Annotated in this window: 17 protein-coding genes; 8 read left to right on the top strand and 9 right to left on the bottom strand. The window is 31.7% G+C overall.

What is annotated here, in order from left to right:
- The first annotated feature begins 4 nt into the window (after nucleotides 1–4).
- Nucleotides 5–988, top strand: coding sequence for a UDP-glucuronic acid decarboxylase family protein (locus tag J0383_RS11010; RefSeq protein ID WP_012023123.1), 984 nt, complete (start codon nucleotides 5–7; stop codon nucleotides 986–988).
- 56 nt (nucleotides 989–1044) lie between these two features.
- Here the strand turns inward: J0383_RS11010 and J0383_RS11005 are convergent, their stop codons facing one another.
- From J0383_RS11005 to J0383_RS10990, 4 genes are all read right to left on the bottom strand, one after another.
- A complete protein-coding gene (locus J0383_RS11005; protein ID WP_207298427.1) occupies nucleotides 1045–2232 on the bottom strand; it encodes a glycosyltransferase family 4 protein in 1188 nt (395 codons plus the stop codon).
- Nucleotides 2232–3320 (bottom strand): non-hydrolyzing UDP-N-acetylglucosamine 2-epimerase, encoded by a 1089-nt coding sequence (gene wecB / locus J0383_RS11000; RefSeq protein ID WP_207298426.1) that lies wholly within the window; start codon nucleotides 3318–3320, stop codon nucleotides 2232–2234. Before wecB ends, J0383_RS11005 begins: the two co-directional genes overlap by 1 nt.
- Before the next feature lie 165 nt (nucleotides 3321–3485).
- A complete protein-coding gene (locus J0383_RS10995) occupies nucleotides 3486–4016 on the bottom strand; it encodes an ORF6N domain-containing protein (RefSeq protein WP_207298424.1) in 531 nt (176 codons plus the stop codon).
- 42 nt (nucleotides 4017–4058) lie between these two features.
- Nucleotides 4059–5369, bottom strand: a complete 1311-nt coding sequence (locus J0383_RS10990) for a phenylacetate--CoA ligase family protein (protein WP_207298423.1) — start codon at nucleotides 5367–5369, stop codon at nucleotides 4059–4061.
- Between the two features lie 132 nt (nucleotides 5370–5501).
- Here J0383_RS10990 and purD point away from each other — a divergent pair, with 132 nt between their 5' ends.
- On the top strand, nucleotides 5502–6776 hold the full coding sequence (gene purD / locus J0383_RS10985) for a phosphoribosylamine--glycine ligase (RefSeq protein WP_207298422.1): 1275 nt from the start codon (nucleotides 5502–5504) through the stop codon (nucleotides 6774–6776).
- A gap of 42 nt (nucleotides 6777–6818) precedes the next feature.
- Here purD and J0383_RS10980 read toward each other — a convergent pair whose 3' ends face one another.
- Complete coding sequence (locus J0383_RS10980; RefSeq protein WP_207298421.1) at nucleotides 6819–7049, bottom strand: DUF6341 family protein; 231 nt, start codon at nucleotides 7047–7049, stop codon at nucleotides 6819–6821.
- Nucleotides 7050–7191: 142 nt separating this feature from the next.
- Here J0383_RS10980 and J0383_RS10975 point away from each other — a divergent pair, with 142 nt between their 5' ends.
- Entirely contained in the window at nucleotides 7192–8121 is a 930-nt protein-coding gene (locus J0383_RS10975; RefSeq protein WP_207298420.1) for a DUF6427 family protein, read from the top strand.
- Here the strand turns inward: J0383_RS10975 and upp are convergent.
- Nucleotides 8116–8769 carry a uracil phosphoribosyltransferase gene (gene upp, locus J0383_RS10970; protein ID WP_207298419.1) on the bottom strand — a complete coding sequence of 218 codons (654 nt, stop codon included), beginning with the start codon at nucleotides 8767–8769 and terminating at the stop codon, nucleotides 8116–8118. The two genes, J0383_RS10975 and upp, sit on opposite strands and share 6 nt — an antisense overlap.
- A gap of 110 nt (nucleotides 8770–8879) precedes the next feature.
- Here upp and J0383_RS10965 point away from each other — a divergent pair, with 110 nt between their 5' ends.
- On the top strand, nucleotides 8880–9485 hold the full coding sequence (locus J0383_RS10965; RefSeq protein ID WP_207298418.1) for a DUF4254 domain-containing protein: 606 nt from the start codon (nucleotides 8880–8882) through the stop codon (nucleotides 9483–9485).
- A gap of 40 nt (nucleotides 9486–9525) precedes the next feature.
- Nucleotides 9526–10533 carry a glycosyltransferase family 9 protein gene (locus J0383_RS10960; RefSeq protein ID WP_207298417.1) on the top strand — a complete coding sequence of 336 codons (1008 nt, stop codon included), beginning with the start codon at nucleotides 9526–9528 and terminating at the stop codon, nucleotides 10531–10533.
- Between the two features lie 96 nt (nucleotides 10534–10629).
- On the opposite strand, the gene J0383_RS10955 is transcribed toward J0383_RS10960, so the two are convergent.
- From J0383_RS10955 to J0383_RS10945, 3 genes are all read right to left on the bottom strand, one after another.
- Nucleotides 10630–10938 carry a hypothetical protein gene (locus J0383_RS10955; RefSeq protein ID WP_207298416.1) on the bottom strand — a complete coding sequence of 103 codons (309 nt, stop codon included), beginning with the start codon at nucleotides 10936–10938 and terminating at the stop codon, nucleotides 10630–10632.
- A 61-nt stretch (nucleotides 10939–10999) separates the two neighbouring features.
- The gene (locus tag J0383_RS10950; protein WP_207298415.1) at nucleotides 11000–11395 is read right to left on the bottom strand and encodes a hypothetical protein; all 396 of its coding nucleotides are present in this window, start codon (nucleotides 11393–11395) and stop codon (nucleotides 11000–11002) included.
- Nucleotides 11396–11638: 243 nt separating this feature from the next.
- Nucleotides 11639–12691, bottom strand: coding sequence for a 2Fe-2S iron-sulfur cluster-binding protein (locus J0383_RS10945; RefSeq protein WP_207298414.1), 1053 nt, complete (start codon nucleotides 12689–12691; stop codon nucleotides 11639–11641).
- Nucleotides 12692–12817: 126 nt separating this feature from the next.
- On the opposite strand from J0383_RS10945, the gene J0383_RS10940 reads away from it, so the two are divergent.
- The 3 genes from J0383_RS10940 to porW all read left to right on the top strand — a co-directional run bounded on the left by J0383_RS10940 (nucleotide 12818) and on the right by porW (nucleotide 17762).
- A complete protein-coding gene (locus tag J0383_RS10940) occupies nucleotides 12818–14287 on the top strand; it encodes a DUF5687 family protein (RefSeq protein ID WP_207298413.1) in 1470 nt (489 codons plus the stop codon).
- A 79-nt stretch (nucleotides 14288–14366) separates the two neighbouring features.
- The gene (locus J0383_RS10935; RefSeq protein ID WP_207298412.1) at nucleotides 14367–15062 is read left to right on the top strand and encodes an ABC transporter ATP-binding protein; all 696 of its coding nucleotides are present in this window, start codon (nucleotides 14367–14369) and stop codon (nucleotides 15060–15062) included.
- Nucleotides 15063–15152: 90 nt separating this feature from the next.
- Entirely contained in the window at nucleotides 15153–17762 is a 2610-nt protein-coding gene (gene porW, locus J0383_RS10930) for a type IX secretion system periplasmic lipoprotein PorW/SprE (RefSeq protein WP_207298411.1), read from the top strand.
- Nucleotides 17763–17766 lie beyond the last annotated feature (4 nt).

Raw genomic sequence — 17766 nt, 5'->3', positions numbered from 1 at the left:
TATTATGAAAAGAATACTTATTACAGGTGCGGCAGGTTTTTTAGGATCGCATTTATGTGACAGATTTATCAAAGAAGGATACTTTGTTATTGGGATGGATAATCTGATTACTGGAGATCTTAAAAATATCGAACATTTATTCAAATTAGAAAACTTCGAGTTCTATCATCACGATATTACTAAATTTGTTCATATTCCAGGTGATCTAGATTATATATTGCATTTTGCGTCGCCAGCAAGTCCAATAGACTATTTAAAAATTCCGATTCAGACTTTAAAAGTGGGATCTTTAGGAACACACAATTTATTAGGATTAGCAAGAGTAAAAAAGGCCAGAATTTTGATTGCATCAACATCTGAAGTTTATGGAGATCCATTAGTTCATCCACAAACAGAAGAATACTACGGAAACGTAAACACAATTGGTCCAAGAGGAGTTTATGACGAAGCAAAACGCTTTCAAGAATCCATTACAATGGCGTACCATACTTTTCATGGAGTAGAAACCAGAATCGTTCGTATTTTCAATACCTATGGACCAAGAATGCGATTAAACGACGGACGTGTAATTCCAGCTTTCATTGGGCAGGCTTTACGTGGCGAAGATTTAACGATTTTTGGAGACGGAATGCAAACACGTTCTTTCTGTTATGTAGACGATCAAGTTGAAGGTATTTACAGATTACTACATTCGGATTATGTATATCCAGTAAATATTGGAAATCCTGATGAAATCACAATCAAAGATTTTGCTGAAGAAATCATAAAACTCACAGGAACAAACCAGAAAGTGGTGTATCATCCATTGCCAATAAACGACCCATTGCAGCGTCAGCCAGATACAACAAAAGCAAAGGAATTGTTAGGCTGGGAAGCAAAAGTAAGTCGTGCGGAAGGAATGAAAATTACGTATGAATATTTCAAATCATTATCTCCAGAAGAACTTGCAAAAGAAGAACACAAAGATTTTTCTAGTTATATCAAATAATAAAAAAAGGGAAAATATTCTACAATATTTTCCCTTTTTCTTTTCATAAAAATGAACTAAAAAGCATCATTTTCAATTAATTGTTTCATTTGTTCATCAAGACTGAAATGAGATTTCGCATGAAGAAAAATGTTCTTTTTCATATTTTGAATTTCTTCTTTTCCCACTTCCGAAATTTGTTTTAAAGCGTTGTTTAAACCTTTAAAATCTTCAACAGGAACAACCCATCCCAAATTATTTTCTTCCACAATATTTTCGCCTTCACCGCCGCCAAAATATAGAACTGGAAATCCTAAAGCTGTATATTCAAATATTTTGGAAGGAACAGAGCCGTAAATTCTTGTTTTAAGAGGAACCAACGCAATATCTAAATTTTGCAGAGTTTCATGCAATACATTTCGCTCTAACATTCCATGAAAAATAATTTTTGCATTTGGGTTGTGATTTAGATAATTTAAAATTTCTGTTCTTTCGGCACCATCACCAAAAATATGCAATTCAAGATTTAGATTTTTCAAATCCAATTCTTGAATAAGTTCAAAAACACCTTGCGCAACTCCCAATAAACCAGCATAAAACAATTTAATAGGTTCATTTGAATTGTGTTTTTCTTGTAGTACATTGTCAATAAAATGATCAGGATAATTACGATATAAAAAGCATTTCTTCTCTGGAAATATCGAATGAATATGATTAATAATTTCATTAGACTGACCAAAAATATGATTTGCCTTTTTGTAGATAAAACGCTCGATAAAACGTAGAAATTTATGCGAAATACTGTTTTTCTTTAAAACGCCAAGTTCAATAGCTGCTGTTGGCCAAAGATCAGAAACATTTAGAATTATTTTTTTTCTTCTAATCCAAAGAGCGAAAACAGCAGTAAAAGACAATAATAAAGGAGGCGATTGTACAATAACTTTTTGAGGTGTTTTTGCAAACAATAAATAAAAGAATAAAGTAGTCGAAAAAGAAAGCGTCGAAACAATTCTTTTAAAAATATTAGAACTGTTACTCGGATAAATCCAAAGACGTTTTAAAGTGATATTTTCAATTTTTTCAGTTACCGAAAATTTGCCTTTATATTCTGGAAAAAGTTCTCCCTTAGGATAATTTGGAAGTGGTGAAATAACCGAAACACTATATCCGTTTTGATCGAGTTTTAAAGCCAATTGCTCAATCCTGTTGGCGGCTGCACCTTTTTCCGGCGGATAATAATTGGATATAATAAGAATATCTTTCATTATTTTTTATCCAATAAAATTGAAATAATCCTTTCGGATGCTTTTCCATCCCATAAATCCGGAATACCACTTTTTCTGGCACCATTTTGTAAAAACGAACCAAAAACCGTTTTCAGATTTTCCAATGCAGTTCCTACAATAGTATTAGAACCAATAGTTTCTGTTTCAGGTCTTTCCGTATTATCACGCATTGTAAAACATGGAATTCCAAGAACTGTCGTTTCTTCAGAAATTCCACCGCTGTCTGTAATAACCGCAAAACTATTTTTAATTAAATACATGAAATTCAGATAACCTTGAGGCGAAACAAAAATGATATTTTTAAAATCTGTTTTACTCTCTTTTAAAATTGCCTGAGTTCTCGGGTGAATAGGGAAAATTATCTTTTTGTCATTTACCAGCAGATCGATTCCGTGCAATAATTCGATCAATGAAGAAACTTCATCAACATTTGCAGGACGATGCAGAGTTAAAATGATATAATTTTTTTCGTGTAATTGATGGTCATTCCAAAAATCAGGAGCCGAAATTCGGTTTATATTTTGATACAAAGTGTCAATCATGACATTGCCCACAAAGTGAACATTTTGAGGATCTGAACCCAGCTTTAGTAAATTTTCTGATGCCGAAGTTGAGGTTGTAAAAAAGTAATCAGTAATACTGTCTGTCAGCATTCTGTTGATTTCTTCGGGCATTGTTAAATCTCCAGAACGGATTCCAGCTTCAACGTGAGCTACTTTTGTATGAGATTTTTTAGCAACAATCGAACACGCCATTGTTGAGTTTACATCGCCAACAACCAAAACCAAATCAGTTGGATTCTGAATTAGTTCTTTTTCAAAAGCGACCATAATTGCAGCGGTTTGTTCGGCTTGAGAACCGCTTTTTACTTCCAGATTCACATCTGGTTGCGGAATATTTAATTCTTCAAAAAAAGTATCACTTAAATTTTTATCATAATGCTGACCCGTATGGACCAAACGAAATGAGATATTCAAACCTTCATTTTGTTTCTTTTGAATAGCATTAATAATAGGTGCTATTTTGATGAAATTAGGTCTTGCGCCCGCAATTATGGTAATTTTCATAGATTGACTTCAGTAATTAGGACAAACTTGTTTAAGTTTCTTTTGGCAAAAGTAAAGTTTAAATTGGATTTTTTAGAAACTTAACTACTGAATAATTTGTATTAATCTTGATGTCGCAAATTGCGACTTCAAGTTTCTAAGGTCACAATTTGTGACCTTGAAGAATTACTTTTTATATCCAATTTTTACTCTTTCTTCTTCATTTTCTTTTTTCTCAGTTAATTCGTCCAAATAAGAAAACACTAATTCTATATTTTTATCATGATTCTCTAACTTCTTCTGAATCTGAAGAATATCAACTTTTATTTCAGTAGTATCCAAAAGCATTTGTCTCACTTTAGTAAAAATCCGCATAATTTGAATATTGGTTTGGATTGCTTTGTCGCTTTTTAAAACACTTGATAACATTAGAACTCCATGTTCAGTGAAGGCAAAAGGTAAGTATTTTTGATGCTCTCCTCTTCCTTTCTTTAAGGTCGCAAATTGCGACCTTAAAGAAATGTATTCATCTTCACTTAATTGAAACATAAAATCTTCGGGAAATCTAGATAAATTCCTTTTGACTTGTTCATTTAGCCTTTTGGTTTCAACTTCATAAAGTAAAGCCAAATCAAAATCGAGCATCACTTTTTGTCTGCGAATGAAATATATTTTATTAGAAATTGTTTCTTCAGAAAGTAAAGAATGATCGTCCATAAGTTTTTAATTAAAAAAAACAAATGTAAGATTTTATTTATATTATAAATAAGATTGAAACTGTTTTAGTTTACCGCGATTTGTTCTTTCTAAAACCGTTTTTCGGGTAAAACTGAAGCTTAAATTTGGTTCCAAATATAAATTGATTGCTTGTTTGATTTTATGAATTTGTTCACTAGTTAATTCTTTTTCAGAAACATATTCAATTTCAAAAGTGTCTAATTGAGTTTGTTTGATAATGAATTCTTTGACATTTCCATCATCTTCAATAATGCTTTTGGTTACATAATAAAACGTCAATCCAGGCGATTTTTTGCCGCTTGGTAAAATGGCAACGTCATTTGTTCGGCCAATAAGTTTTTTAAGAATTGGTTTTTGAGGTGTGCTTTTTTCATCGAGAATTCCAATGTCGCCAATTTCATATCGAATGAAAGGATGTGCTTTGTTGAATAAAGAAGTAATCACAATTTTACCTTCGGTTCCATGTGGAACAGGATTATTGTTTTCATCTAAAATTTCGACAAAAAGCGTTTCCGAATTTACCTGCCATTCGCCTTCTGCATTTTCAAAAGCAATTAAATCCAATTCAGAAGCACCATATTCGCGGATAATTGGAATACCAAATTGTCTTTCCAAAAGTTCTTTATCCGATTCAAAAAGCATTTCTGAAGTAACAAAACAGGCTTTTAAAGTTGGGCAAATATCTTTTAAAACAATATTTTTTTGTTCTAAATATTTAGCAAACAAAACAATAGAACTCGTATATCCATTAATGTAATCGAATTTTTTAGTTCTGAATTTTTTTAGAAATTTTTCAAGAACTTGATCAGATAAATCAAAAACTGGAAAACGAAAACGATGCGTTAGAAAATCCTTGATGCGTTCTTTTTGATACCCAATAAAATCCATTGGAATTCCATAAAAACGTGCTTGATAGGAGTGGTTAAAATCAATTCCAAACCATCCAAAACGCATAATGATTGAAGACCAAGTTAAAGCGTGAGAATATTTATCTTTACCAAAAACAAAAGGAGTTCCGCTTGATCCGGAAGTTTTGTTGAGGTAAATGTTTTTTTTAGAATACCCTTTTGAAAGTCTTTCTTCCAGTGGTTTTTGTAAATTTTGTTTGTTTAAAAGAGGAAGATCGCCCCAGTTTTTAACAACTGTATCGCCAACTAATGCTGCGTAAAATGAATTGTTATTTAAATGAAAATCAACAATTTCTTTTTTTTTATTCTCAAGAAAAACAGCAAATTCTTTTTCAGATAAATTGATAATTTCTTCCAATTCAGATTTGGCTTTCTTGATAGGAAAACCATTCAATCGAAGCGAAATGTCGAATAGAGAAATCATTTGGACAAAATTTTCACCAAAAATAATCTTTAAGGATTACTAACAGAGCAGAAACAACAACTTTTTAAGATTTAATTATTTTTTACGTACAAAAGCAAGTATTTTTGCACCACAACTAAAATACAACAACACATGACAATTTTACTATTGGGATCAGGCGGAAGAGAACATGCATTTGCATGGAAAATGACTCAAAGTCCGCTTTGCGAAAAACTTTTTGTAGTACCAGGAAATGCAGGAACCGCTGCAATTGCCGAAAATGTTGCCATATCTCCAACTGATTTTGAAGCAGTAAAAGCATTAGTGCTTAAAGAAAATATAAGTTTAGTAGTCGTAGGACCAGAAGATCCTTTGGTTAAAGGGGTTTACGATTATTTTAAAAACGACGAAAGTTTAAAAAATATTCCAGTTATTGGACCATCTAAATTAGGTGCACAATTAGAAGGAAGTAAAGAATTTGCAAAAGAATTCTTGATGAAACACAACATTCCAACTGCAGCTTATGATAGCTTTACTGCTGAAACAGTAGAAAAAGGATGTGAGTTTTTAGAAACTTTACAACCTCCTTACGTTTTAAAAGCTGACGGATTAGCAGCTGGAAAAGGTGTTTTGATTATTCAGGATCTTGAAGAAGCAAAAACCGAATTAAGAAACATGCTGGTTCATGCAAAATTTGGAACAGCAAGTTCAAAAGTGGTTATCGAAGAATTTTTGGACGGAATCGAATTAAGCTGTTTCGTTTTGACCGACGGGAAAAACTATAAAATTCTTCCAACAGCAAAAGATTACAAAAGAATTGGAGAAGGAGATACAGGTTTAAACACAGGCGGAATGGGAGCAGTTTCTCCAGTTCCTTATGTTGATGCCGTTTTGATGGAAAAAATTGAAACTCGTATCGTAAAACCAACTATCGAAGGTTTCCAAAAAGACGGAATCGAATATAAAGGTTTTGTTTTCATTGGTCTAATTAACGTGAAAAACGAACCAATCGTTATTGAGTACAACGTAAGAATGGGTGATCCGGAAACAGAAGTAGTTGTGCCAAGATTGAAATCAGATTTAGTAGAATTGTTCTTATCTGTTGCTGATCAAAAATTAGGATACTTTAATTTAGAGGTTGATCCAAGAAGTGCCACAACGGTAATGGTAGTTTCTGGCGGATATCCTGAAGATTTTGAAAAAGGAAAAGTAATTTCTGGATTAGAAAATGTAACAGATTCTATAGTTTTTCACGCAGGAACAAAATTAGATGGCGAAAATGTCGTTACTAATGGAGGACGTGTAATTGCTATAACATCATACGGTGATAATTTCCAAGAGGCAATAAAAAAATCTTACCAAAACATAGATAAACTAAGCTTTGATAAGATGTATTTTAGAAAAGATATCGGTTTCGATTTAATCTAAAAATAAATTCACCAGCCCTTTTTAATTAAAGGGTTTGGTTTTTTATTTTAAAAATGAATGAGCTGTTGTATCTTGGTTTTCTGTTCCAGCATCATCAAAAATGCGTAATTGTTTAATCCAATAAACGATTGCACATGCGCAGATGATCATAAAAAGCCAGTTGATAGTGTTAGCACCAAACCATGTAATTAGTTCTAGCTTACGTAGTTGATCAAGTGGCCAAAACAAAATGTTAACGAATAAGTATTGTATTCCTTCAAAAAAAGCTGTCATAATTCTTTAAAATTATATGTTATTTATTGTTGTGTAATGCTTTGAAGATAAAATTCAGTTAATTGAATCTTTTTTCAACTTGTTCGGGTTTTCATTTTAAACAAGTATTATCTTTACAATCACAAAAGTATAAAATATCCTTATGATAACAAGTGTTTTTAAAAAATCTACGCCATTAAATTATTCATTGGTTGTAATTTTAATACTGGTTTTCTTTTTTATGTTCCAAATTCGAGAAACGTCTTGGATAAATTCTTATTTCACAATATTCCAAAAAGTAAGTTTATTGTGCTTTATTATGGCTTCATTTTTCATGGTAAATTTTATTGTCAAGAAAAACGGACTCACTAAAGACAACGGATTCGCGATATTTTTCTACTTATTGTTTGTATTATTTTTTCCAACAATTTTCAATAATTCAAATGTTGTATATGCTAATTTCTTTCTTCTATTAGCACTTCGCAGATTGATTTCGCTTCAATCTTTAAAATCATCAAAAGAAAAAATATTTGATGCTTCATTTTGGATTTTTGTAGCTTCTTTATTTCAATTCTGGAGCATTCTCTTTTTAATACTCGTATTTATATCGATAGTTTTTCACGTTTCAAGAGATTATAGAAACTGGGTTTTACCTTTTGTAGCGCTTTTGGCAGTAGCCATTATTTTTTTAATGATCTCATTGATGTTCCATATTGATGTGATTGAATTTTTTCAAACACGAGCGGTGATCGATTTCAAAATTGATTATTTCAAAAATAATTATGAAAACGGAGCCTTATCGATTTATACAGCAGTGGCTTTATTCTTTGTATTTTCGATGTTAACAACATTATCAAATAGACCTCAAATTGTACATAGTTCATACAAAAAAATAGTTGCCTGCTTTTTTATTGCAGCAGCCGTATATCTTATTTCGCCAGATAAAAGCAACGATTTATTATTGTTTAGTATTGCGCCTTTAACTATTATGGCAGCAAGCCATGTAGAATATATGCAGCAAAAACTAAACAACGAAATTGTATTTTATGTGCTGATTTTGTGCAGCTTATTTACTTTTTTCTCTCAATTATAATTTACTTCCGTAAGCAAGATCGCCGGCATCGCCAAGACCTGGAACAATGTAATTTTTCTCATTTAGCTTTTCATCTAGTGAAGCTACCCATAAATGACAGTTTTCAGGAAGATTTTTTTCAAGATGCGCTATTCCTTCTGGTGCAGCAATAACCACAACAATATGAAATTCTGCTGGAGAAGCATTTTCAAGTAATTTTTTATGCACCGCTACAATAGATTGTCCAGTTGCAAGCATGGGATCAAGAAGTAAAACCGTTTTATTGTTTAAATCTGAAATGGCTTGATATTCAACTAAAATTTCAAACTCGTGATCGTTATTTGGATGATGTCTGCAGGCAGAAACAAAACTGTTTTCGGCGTGATCAAAGTAATTTAAAAACCCATTATGAAGCGGTAATCCTGCTCTTAAAATCGGGCATAAAACCAAATCGGTATTAATTTCTGTAGTTTTTTTAATGCCAAGGGGTGTTTGAATTTCAACATTCTTATAAGGCAAAATTTTACTTAATTCGTAAGCCATAATTTCACCAATGCGTTCAATATTTCTTCTAAAACGCATACTGTCGTTTTGTACATTTACATTTCTAATCTGTCCAAGGAAATGATTTAGAATGCTGTTATTTTCAGATATATAATGAATTTTCATGTTGAATTTTTGATTTATTAACGAATAAAATTTTAAAAACGAAAAATAAATTCTTTTTTTCGCAGCATAAAAGTATAAAAAGTATCTTTGTAACTATAAAAAATAAACACATGTTTTCAAAATTAGCATATTCTGTTTTCGAACAAAGCATTAAAGATTATCATCAATTTGATAATGTTGACCAGCCGATAAACAATCCTTATCCGAAAGATAAATTTGAACATTTATTATATCTAAAAAATTGGATTGACACTGTTCAATGGCATTTTGAAGATATCATTCGTGATCCACAAATTGATCCGGTTGCAGCTTTAACGTTAAAAAGAAGAATCGATGCTTCTAACCAAGAGCGTACCGATATGGTTGAATATATCGACAGTTACTTTTTGCAGAAATACAGCCATGTAAAAGCAAAAGAAGGAGCAAAAATCAACTCTGAAAGTCCAGCTTGGGCATTTGACAGATTATCAATTTTAGCATTGAAAATTTATCATATGAATGAAGAAGCAACTCGTGCAGAAGCTTCTCAAGAGCACAGAGATAAATGTCAGGAAAAGTTAAATGTACTTTTAGAACAAAGAACAGATTTATCGACAGCAATCGAAGAATTATTGACTGACATTGAAAATGGTGACAAATTCATGAAAGTGTACAAACAAATGAAAATGTACAACGACGACGAGTTAAACCCAGTTTTATATCAAAATAAAAAATAATTTGGCAGACTTGTCTAGCAAAATTAAGCATATAGCCGTCATGAGACTATCCGCAATGGGAGATGTCGCCATGACGGTTCCTGTTTTACGAGCTTTTGTAAAACAATATCCAACCGTAAAATTGACGGTTATTTCTCGTCCGTTTTTTAAACCCTTTTTCGACGGAATTCCAAATCTAGAATTTTTTGCTTTTGATGAAAAAGAGAGACACAAAGGATTTCCTGGACTTTTGCGTTTGTTTAAAGATGTGCAACAATTGAAAATTGATGCTTTTGCAGATCTTCATAATGTTTTACGATCTAAAATAGTGAGTTTACTTTTCGCTTTAAGCGGCAAAAAAAGAGCAACTGTTGATAAAGGTCGTGAAGGAAAAAAGGAATTGACAAGAGACGAAAATAAGGTTTTCAAACAATTGCCAACCATGTTCGAAAGACACGCAAAAGTGTTCGAAGAACTCGGTTTTCCATTAGATTTATCAAATCCAATATTTCCAGAGAAACCAGTTTTAAGCACTGATATTTTAGAAATTATCGGTAACGGAAACTCAAAGTTAATTGGAATTGCGCCTTTTGCGCAATACGATTCTAAGGTGTATCCTTTAGATTTGATGAAAGAAGTAATTGAAAAATTAGCCGAAAATCCATCAAATAAAATTTTACTTTTTGGCGGCGGAAAAAAAGAAATCGAAATTTTAGAATCGCTTTCTCAGCCTTTTGATAATGTAATTAATATGGCTGGAAAAATTAAATTTCAGCAGGAATTACAATTAATCAGCAATCTCGATGTCATGCTTTCTATGGATTCAGGCAACGCACATATTGCCGCAATGCTTGGTGTAAAAGTGGTTACACTTTGGGGCGCAACACATCCATATGCAGGATTTTTGCCATTCAATCAAAGTTTAGAAAACGCAATTACTTCAGACCGAAATCAATATCCAAAACTGCCAACTTCGGTTTATGGAAATAAAATGGTTGAAGGTTATGAAAATGCCATGAGAACAATTTCTCCAGAAGATGTGGTTTCTAAAATCAATAAATTGATTTAAAATTCCAATAAAAAAATCCAAATTCCAACTCCCAATTTTAAGTTGGAATTTGGAATTTAAATATTGGAATTTCATTTTTTGATATAGGAATTTTACCTAAAGCCAAATCTTCTCATCGCGACATCTGCGGTAAATATAATTTTTAAGATTCGCGATTGTTTCCTGATAATCTGGAGCATCATAACCAAATCGTTCGTGTTCCATTTGTTCTTTTTCTAAAGCTTCACAGCCTTTTACAACCTCTTTGATCATATCGATCAATGGAAGTTCTCTATTCTCTGTTTTTTGAAATTTAAGTTCTACAATCTCATCTTGTAATTCTGAACAATAATCAACAAGCTGCATAACTTCTGGCTCTTCCAAAAGCGATTGATTATTTTTAAATATTTCTCGAATTGACTTCATCTTTGTCAAAATTTTAAACTTTGGCAAAGATCATCATTTTTTTTAATTTTTAAAGCTATTCTTACAAGTTAAGAAAAAGATATCCCAGTACTTTCTTTTTGTTTTTGTCAACTACGACTTCAACAAAATGATTTTCTTTTTCAGTGGTTAGTAAAATGTGTTCCAAATCTTCAGTTGAATTCCTGAAAACCTTATGTATCAATTCAGATTCTTTAATTTCTTTTGATAGAATTTTGGCCGCTTTTAATTCGCTTACATAAGGCCAGATATTGAAAAAATTATCATTGGAAATTGAAACTTCTTTCATTCCATCTATTGAAGAATTATATTTTTCTTTTGAAAGCAGTTTAGGAGCTTTTCTGTTTTTTCTTTTTTTGATTATAAAGTAGATACAGAATAAAGAAGTTACTACAAAAAGTAAAATAAAAGTTAGGCGAAGATAATGATGTGTTGCCATGATATTTAATGTTTTTAGTGTGTTTACAATTAAATGAAGGCTTACAGAATCTATCTTGACGATAAAAAATGTATCAGTCTTGTGTATTGTACTAATTTAGTAAATTTTCAGCATATTTTTTAAAAAATCTTCAAAATCAGTAATATCTTTTTATATATTTTTTAATCTAATTTTTTCCAAAAAAAAATTCCAAATTCTAATCATAAATTGGAATTTGGAATTTTATATTTTGAATTTCAACAATTATACGTCGTCGTAATCTACATAAATAGTTTCTGAAGTTGGATGCGCTTGACAAGTTAAGATTAAACCTTCGGCAATTTCGCCGTCTGTTAAAATAGAGTTTTTAGTCATTTCAGCAGATCCTACAGTTACACGTCCTAAACAACTGCTGCAAATCCCGCCTTGACAAGAATAAGGAGCGTCAACACCTTGTTTTAGGGCAGCATCAAGAATGGTTTGTTTTTTTGACATTTCAAAAGTAGTTTCTTCATCGTCCACTAAAACCGTAATCTTTGTGTGTCCTTCCTGAGAACCTTGAATCACGTTTTCTTCAGAAGAAGATGTAAAAAGTTCAAACTTAATAGCTGATTCTTTTACATTTTTCTCTTTCAAAACATTCGAAACCGTATTAATCATTTCTTCAGGACCACACAAGTAGAATTTATCAAATTCCAGTTCTTTGTGTTTGTTGTTCAATACATAATTGACAGAAGATTTCTCAATTCGCCCAAATAATGCATTTTCAACTTTCGCCTGGCTGAATACATAATGCACAAAAAATCGGCCTACGTATTGTAATTGTAAATCATGAAGTTCCTGATGAAAGATCGTTTCTTCTGGAGTTCTATTTCCGTAAACCAGTACAAATGAACTTTTCGGCTCATTTTTTAAAACTGATTTTAAAATAGAAAGAACTGGTGTAATCCCGCTTCCTGCTACAAATGCAGCATAATTTTTTTGTCTTTCAGCATCCGGCTCAAAAGTAAATTTTCCTTCCGGCTGTCCCACTTCAAGAACATCTCCTGCTTTTAGAGTTGTATTGGCAAACTGAGAAAAAAGACCATTTTTTACCGCTTTTACAGCAATTCGTAATTCACCGCTGTCTGGCGCAGAACAAATTGAATAAGCACGTCTGATTTCTTGATTGTCGAGAGTTAATTTTAAATTTATATATTGTCCAGCAATAAATTTATAGTCTGGCTTAAGTTCTTCAGGAACATTAAAAAGTACCGAAACAGCATTGGCAGTTTCGCGTTTAACCTCTTTAATTATAAGTTTTAAGAATGAAGGCATGATAGAATTTTTATGCAAAAGTAGCAAACCACTATTAAAAGTTTAGCACGAAATTATTTTTTTTAACTTTTTTTGTAACGTTTTTAAATATTTCGTCTCTTATTGAAAAACCAAAAAACATTAACCATGATTAAAAAGTTTATTTATCTTGAATGGAAAGCCTTTATAAGATCGGCGTCGTTTAATAAAAATCTGGCGATGAAAATTTTACTCGGGTTTTTGATGATTTATTTTTCATTAATTTTTATCGGAATGGGTGTTGGCTTATTTTATGTTCTTAAAGACATGAAATTGGAACCTTTTGTCACCGTAAACAGATTCTTGGTTTACTATTTTTTATTTGATTTATTAATTCGTTTGCTGCTGCAATCTATTCCTGTTTTAAACATCAAACCGTTATTGGTTTTACCGTTTAAAAAACCAACAATTGTTCATTTTTCATTAGGAAAAACCGCATTGTCATTTTTTAACTGGATGCATGCGTTGTTTTTTGTTCCGTTTTCAGTTGTATTGATTTTAAATGGTTACGATGTTGTTGGAATTGTTTTTTGGCATTTAGGAGCAATGGCTCTCATTTATATCAATAACTTTCTGAATATCATTCTAAGCAATATCGATAAACTATTTGTTGCCTTTATAGTTTTAATCCTCGGTTTGGGAGGCGCGCAATACTATCACTTATTTGATGTAACAAAAATTACAACTCCATTTTTTCAAAGTCTTTATGACATCGAAGGAATATTTCTAATTCCGATTTTAACCTTAATCGGATTGTATGTTTTTACTTTTAATTATTTCAAAAAGAACTTATATCTCGATGCAGGACTTTCTATAAAACAAGATATTGCTTCAACAGAAAATCTTTCATGGCTCAATCAGTTTGGAACTGTAGGAACGTTTCTTAAAAATGATATTAAACTCATTAAAAGAAATAAAAGATCCAAAACCACTATTGTCATGAGTATATTCTTTTTGTTTTATGGACTCTTATTTTTTTCTGGAGGAATTGAAACGTATGATAAACCAGTAATGCATCTTTTGGCTGGGATTTTTGTTTCGGGCGGATTTTTGTTTGTCTTTGGTCAATTTGTACCAAGCTGGGATAGTTCGTATTACCAATTAATGATGACACAAAATATTCCGTATCGCGGTTACATCATGGCAAAATGGTGGTTGATAGTTATTGCTACCATTGTGTCTACAATTTTGTGTTCATTTTACTTATACTTTGGCTTGCATATTTATATAACGATTGTGGTTGCCGCAATTTACAATATCGGAGTTAATTCGCATTTGGTATTATTAGGAGGTGCATTTACTAAAACACCAATCGATTTAAGTAATGCAGGCGGTGCATTTGGCGATAAAAAAGCTTTCAATGTGAGCGCAATGCTGCTTACGTTGCCAAAAATTTTACTGCCATTGTTTCTTTACGGAATCGGAATTTATTTTAACAACAACAATCTCGGATTAGCATTAGTAGCTTTAACAGGAATCTTGGGATTTGTTTTTAAAGACAAAGTTTTTTCTTTAATCGAAAAAAGATATAAAATAGAAAAGTACAGTACGATAAGTGCTTACAAACAAAAGAATTAAATTTAGATAACATGTCAATTTGATAATGAGAAATTATCTTTTTTAATCTAAAATCAACACTCTAAAATTAGCAATTACCATGATACAAGTAAACGAGCTTTCAAAAAAATATAACGGCACAACAGTTTTAAATATTAAGAATCTTGAAATTCCAAAAGGACAAAGTTTTGGTTTGGTAGGAAATAATGGCGCTGGAAAAACAACTTTTTTCAGTTTGCTTTTAGATCTTATTCAGCCTTCAACTGGATATATTAAAAGCAATGACATTCAGGTAAATACAAGCGAAAACTGGAAAACTTTTACAGGTTCTTTTTTAGATGAAAGTTTCTTAATTGGTTATTTAACTCCAGAAGAATATTTTTATTTTATTGGAGATCTACGTCATCAAAATAAAGCAGATATTGATGCACTTTTACAAAAACACGAAGAATTTTTTAACGGGGAAATTTTAAACAATAAAAAATACCTGCGTGATCTTTCAAAAGGAAATCAGAAAAAAGTGGGAATCATCGCCACACTTATTGGCAATCCAGAAGTAGTAATTTTAGATGAACCTTTTGCCAATCTAGATCCCACAACTGTAAGCCGTTTGAAAAAAATTATTAAAGAGTTAGCTGACGATCCTAATGTTACTATTTTGGTTTCAAGCCACGATTTACAGCATACCGTAGAAGTATGTGATCGAATTGTAGCGCTCAATAAAGGTGAAATTGTAAAGGATATTCAAACCTCAAAAGAAACCTTACAAGAATTGGAATCGTTTTTTGCAGTTTAATTTTTCTGTTATTTCAAAAAGAAGCGTATTTTTACGAGTCATTATACTAAAATTGCTTTTTATAAGTTAATGCTTTAAAAATTAGTTCTATTGAAAAAGAATACTCTAAAATATAGCTTTTTTCTCTTTTTTTTATTCTTTTTGATAGCCTGTTCTACCAAGAATAATACTTTCGTGAATAGAAATTCACACGCCTTAAGTACAAAATACAATATTTTGTACAATGGTGAAGTTGCTCTTGATAAAGGTTTAAAATCGATTCAAGCCAATAATCAAGATAATTTTTGGAAACAGCTTCCGATTGAAAAAATGCAGTTTGATGAAAATTTTTCTGAAGGACAAAAAGCAAAAAATGCTGATTTTGAAAAAGCCGAAGAAAAAGCTACAAAAGCCATTCAGAAACACTCCATGAATATTGGAGGAAGAGAAAGAAACTACCAAATAGACGAAGCTTATCTAATGCTTGGAAAAGCCAGATACTACGATCAGCGCTTTATTCCGGCACTTGAAGCATTCAATTATATTCTATACAAATACCCAAACAGTAGTAACATTTATACCGCAAAAATTTGGCGTGAAAAAACCAATATGCGTTTAGGCAACGACGCAATTGTTGTTAAAAATATCAATCTCTTATTACGAAAAACCGATTTAAAAAAACAGACTTTTTCGGATGCAAATGCTTTATTAGCAGAAGCTTTTTTAAACTTAGAAGAAAAAGATAGTGCGGTTACTAAATTAAAAATTGCTGAAAAATTTTCGCGTGTAAACGAAGACAAAGCCAGATACCGTTTTATTCTGGGACAGATGTATCAAGAAGCTGGGAAAAAAGACAGCGCTGCGTATTTTTATGATGGAGTAATCCACATGAATCGTAAAGCAGATCGTAAATACATGATGCACGCTTACGCAAAAAAAGCTCAGATGTATGATTATGAAAATGGCAACGATACGATCTTCTTAAAAACATACAATAAGTTAGTCGCAGATCGTGAAAACCGTCCGTATTATGATGTGCTTTTTTATGAAATGGGAGTTTTTTATGATAAAAGAAAAGACACCAAAAGCGCATTGGCTTTTTATAATAAATCGTTAGCCAGAAAATCAAAAGATCCGTATTTAATGGCATCGGCATATAGAAACATTGGTAATATGTATTTTAAAAATACAGACTATACAATGGCAGCGAAGTATTACGATAGTACTTTGACGAAACTAAATCCGAAAACAAGAGAATATGCTTTTTATGAGAAAAACAGAAAAAATCTAGACAACGTAATTAAATACGAAGCAATTGCAAAACGCAATGATAGTATTATTAAAGTATACGGACTTCCAGATGCCGAAAGAAAAATTTACTTCGAAAGTTATATTGCCGAACTTAAAAAGAAAGACGAAGAAAAAAGAATTCTAGAAGAAAAGGAAAAAGAAAGATTAGCCAATATAGACCGCAATACAAATGCATCTAGCGGACCAGTTGCTGTTAATCCAAATTCTTTGGGTAAACCAGCTGAACTTGACGGCGGTATGCGACCTCCATCTGGAAACGATGCTTCGAGTACTTTTTACTTTTACAATCCCACTACTGTTGCTTATGGAAAATTGCAGTTTAAAAAAGCTTGGGGAAACAGAACATTGGGCGGAAACTGGAGACTCGCTTCTATTAAATCAGCAAATGATGCTGCGTTGAATGATTCTATAAACGATCTAAATGCTGCAAAAGCAATAAAAGATACTGTAGTGATAGAAAAATATACTACTGAATTTTACGAAAAACAACTCCCAAAAACACAAGTCGCTATTGATAGCATTGGTAAAGAACGCAACTTCGCGTATTATCAGTTAGGTCTTATATATAAGGAGAAATTCAAAGAATATGCTTTGGCAAGCGGTAAGTTGGAACAATTATTAAAAAATAATCCTGAAGAAAAACTGATTCTGCCTTCGATGTATAATTTGTATAAAATTTATCAAATTACAGATCCTGCAAAAGCAGAAAAAATGAAATCCGACATAACTGTAAATTATCCAACGTCGAGATATGCCCAGATTTTAAACAATGCCAATTCAGAAGATCTGGCTTCTGCCGATAAAGAATACAAGAAATGGTATAAATTATACGAAGAAGAAAAATTCAATGAAGTTCTAGATAACATTGATAATTTGATAAATCAATATTCAGGAGATGAAATTGTTTCTAAATACGAATTGTTAAAAGCAAGTACTTTAGGAAAAGTAGAAGGACTTGCAGCCTATAAAAAAGGTTTAGAAGAAGTAGCTGATAATTACCCAAATAGCCAAGAAGGTAAAAATGCGCGTGAAATTTTAGAGAAACAAATTCCGACTTTAGAAAAACTTGATTTTACAACAGCTGATAATAAAAGCTGGAAAATATTGTACCCGGTTCACAATAACGATACTAAATCAGTCAAAAAAATTGAAGAAGCAATTAGAGTATTTTTGCTAGTTGAAAATTTCGAACGACTAACAACATCTTTCGACAAATACAATAAAACCGAAAGTTTTGTGGTTATTCATGGTTTAAAGTCTGAAGCTTATGCTCAAGATGTTGCCGGAGTTTTCAGAGACGATCAAAAGTATAAAATTGCCAATCCTTATGTAATTATATCTGTTGATAATTACAAAGTGGTGCAAATTAAGAAAAACCTCGAAGCCTATCTGACCCCAAAAAACCCATAATATA

Source organism: Flavobacterium endoglycinae (assembly GCF_017352115.1).
Lineage (GTDB): Bacteria > Bacteroidota > Bacteroidia > Flavobacteriales > Flavobacteriaceae > Flavobacterium > Flavobacterium endoglycinae.
This window is presented reverse-complemented; position numbering and strand designations above follow the sequence as displayed.

Bases quoted from the DNA above. Each gene is read 5' to 3' on its own strand.
- J0383_RS11010 (WP_012023123.1), top strand. From the start codon at position 5: ATGAAAAGAATACTTATTACAGGTGCGGCAGGTTTTTTAGGATCGCAT.
- J0383_RS11005 (WP_207298427.1), bottom strand. From the start codon at position 2,232: ATGAAAGATATTCTTATTATATCCAATTATTATCCGCCGGAAAAAGGT.
- wecB (WP_207298426.1), bottom strand. From the start codon at position 3,320: ATGAAAATTACCATAATTGCGGGCGCAAGACCTAATTTCATCAAAATA.
- J0383_RS10995 (WP_207298424.1), bottom strand. From the start codon at position 4,016: ATGGACGATCATTCTTTACTTTCTGAAGAAACAATTTCTAATAAAATA.
- J0383_RS10990 (WP_207298423.1), bottom strand. From the start codon at position 5,369: ATGATTTCTCTATTCGACATTTCGCTTCGATTGAATGGTTTTCCTATC.
- purD (WP_207298422.1), top strand. From the start codon at position 5,502: ATGACAATTTTACTATTGGGATCAGGCGGAAGAGAACATGCATTTGCA.
- J0383_RS10980 (WP_207298421.1), bottom strand. From the start codon at position 7,049: ATGACAGCTTTTTTTGAAGGAATACAATACTTATTCGTTAACATTTTG.
- J0383_RS10975 (WP_207298420.1), top strand. From the start codon at position 7,192: ATGATAACAAGTGTTTTTAAAAAATCTACGCCATTAAATTATTCATTG.
- upp (WP_207298419.1), bottom strand. From the start codon at position 8,769: ATGAAAATTCATTATATATCTGAAAATAACAGCATTCTAAATCATTTC.
- J0383_RS10965 (WP_207298418.1), top strand. From the start codon at position 8,880: ATGTTTTCAAAATTAGCATATTCTGTTTTCGAACAAAGCATTAAAGAT.
- J0383_RS10960 (WP_207298417.1), top strand. From the start codon at position 9,526: ATGAGACTATCCGCAATGGGAGATGTCGCCATGACGGTTCCTGTTTTA.
- J0383_RS10955 (WP_207298416.1), bottom strand. From the start codon at position 10,938: ATGAAGTCAATTCGAGAAATATTTAAAAATAATCAATCGCTTTTGGAA.
- J0383_RS10950 (WP_207298415.1), bottom strand. From the start codon at position 11,395: ATGGCAACACATCATTATCTTCGCCTAACTTTTATTTTACTTTTTGTA.
- J0383_RS10945 (WP_207298414.1), bottom strand. From the start codon at position 12,691: ATGCCTTCATTCTTAAAACTTATAATTAAAGAGGTTAAACGCGAAACT.
- J0383_RS10940 (WP_207298413.1), top strand. From the start codon at position 12,818: ATGATTAAAAAGTTTATTTATCTTGAATGGAAAGCCTTTATAAGATCG.
- J0383_RS10935 (WP_207298412.1), top strand. From the start codon at position 14,367: ATGATACAAGTAAACGAGCTTTCAAAAAAATATAACGGCACAACAGTT.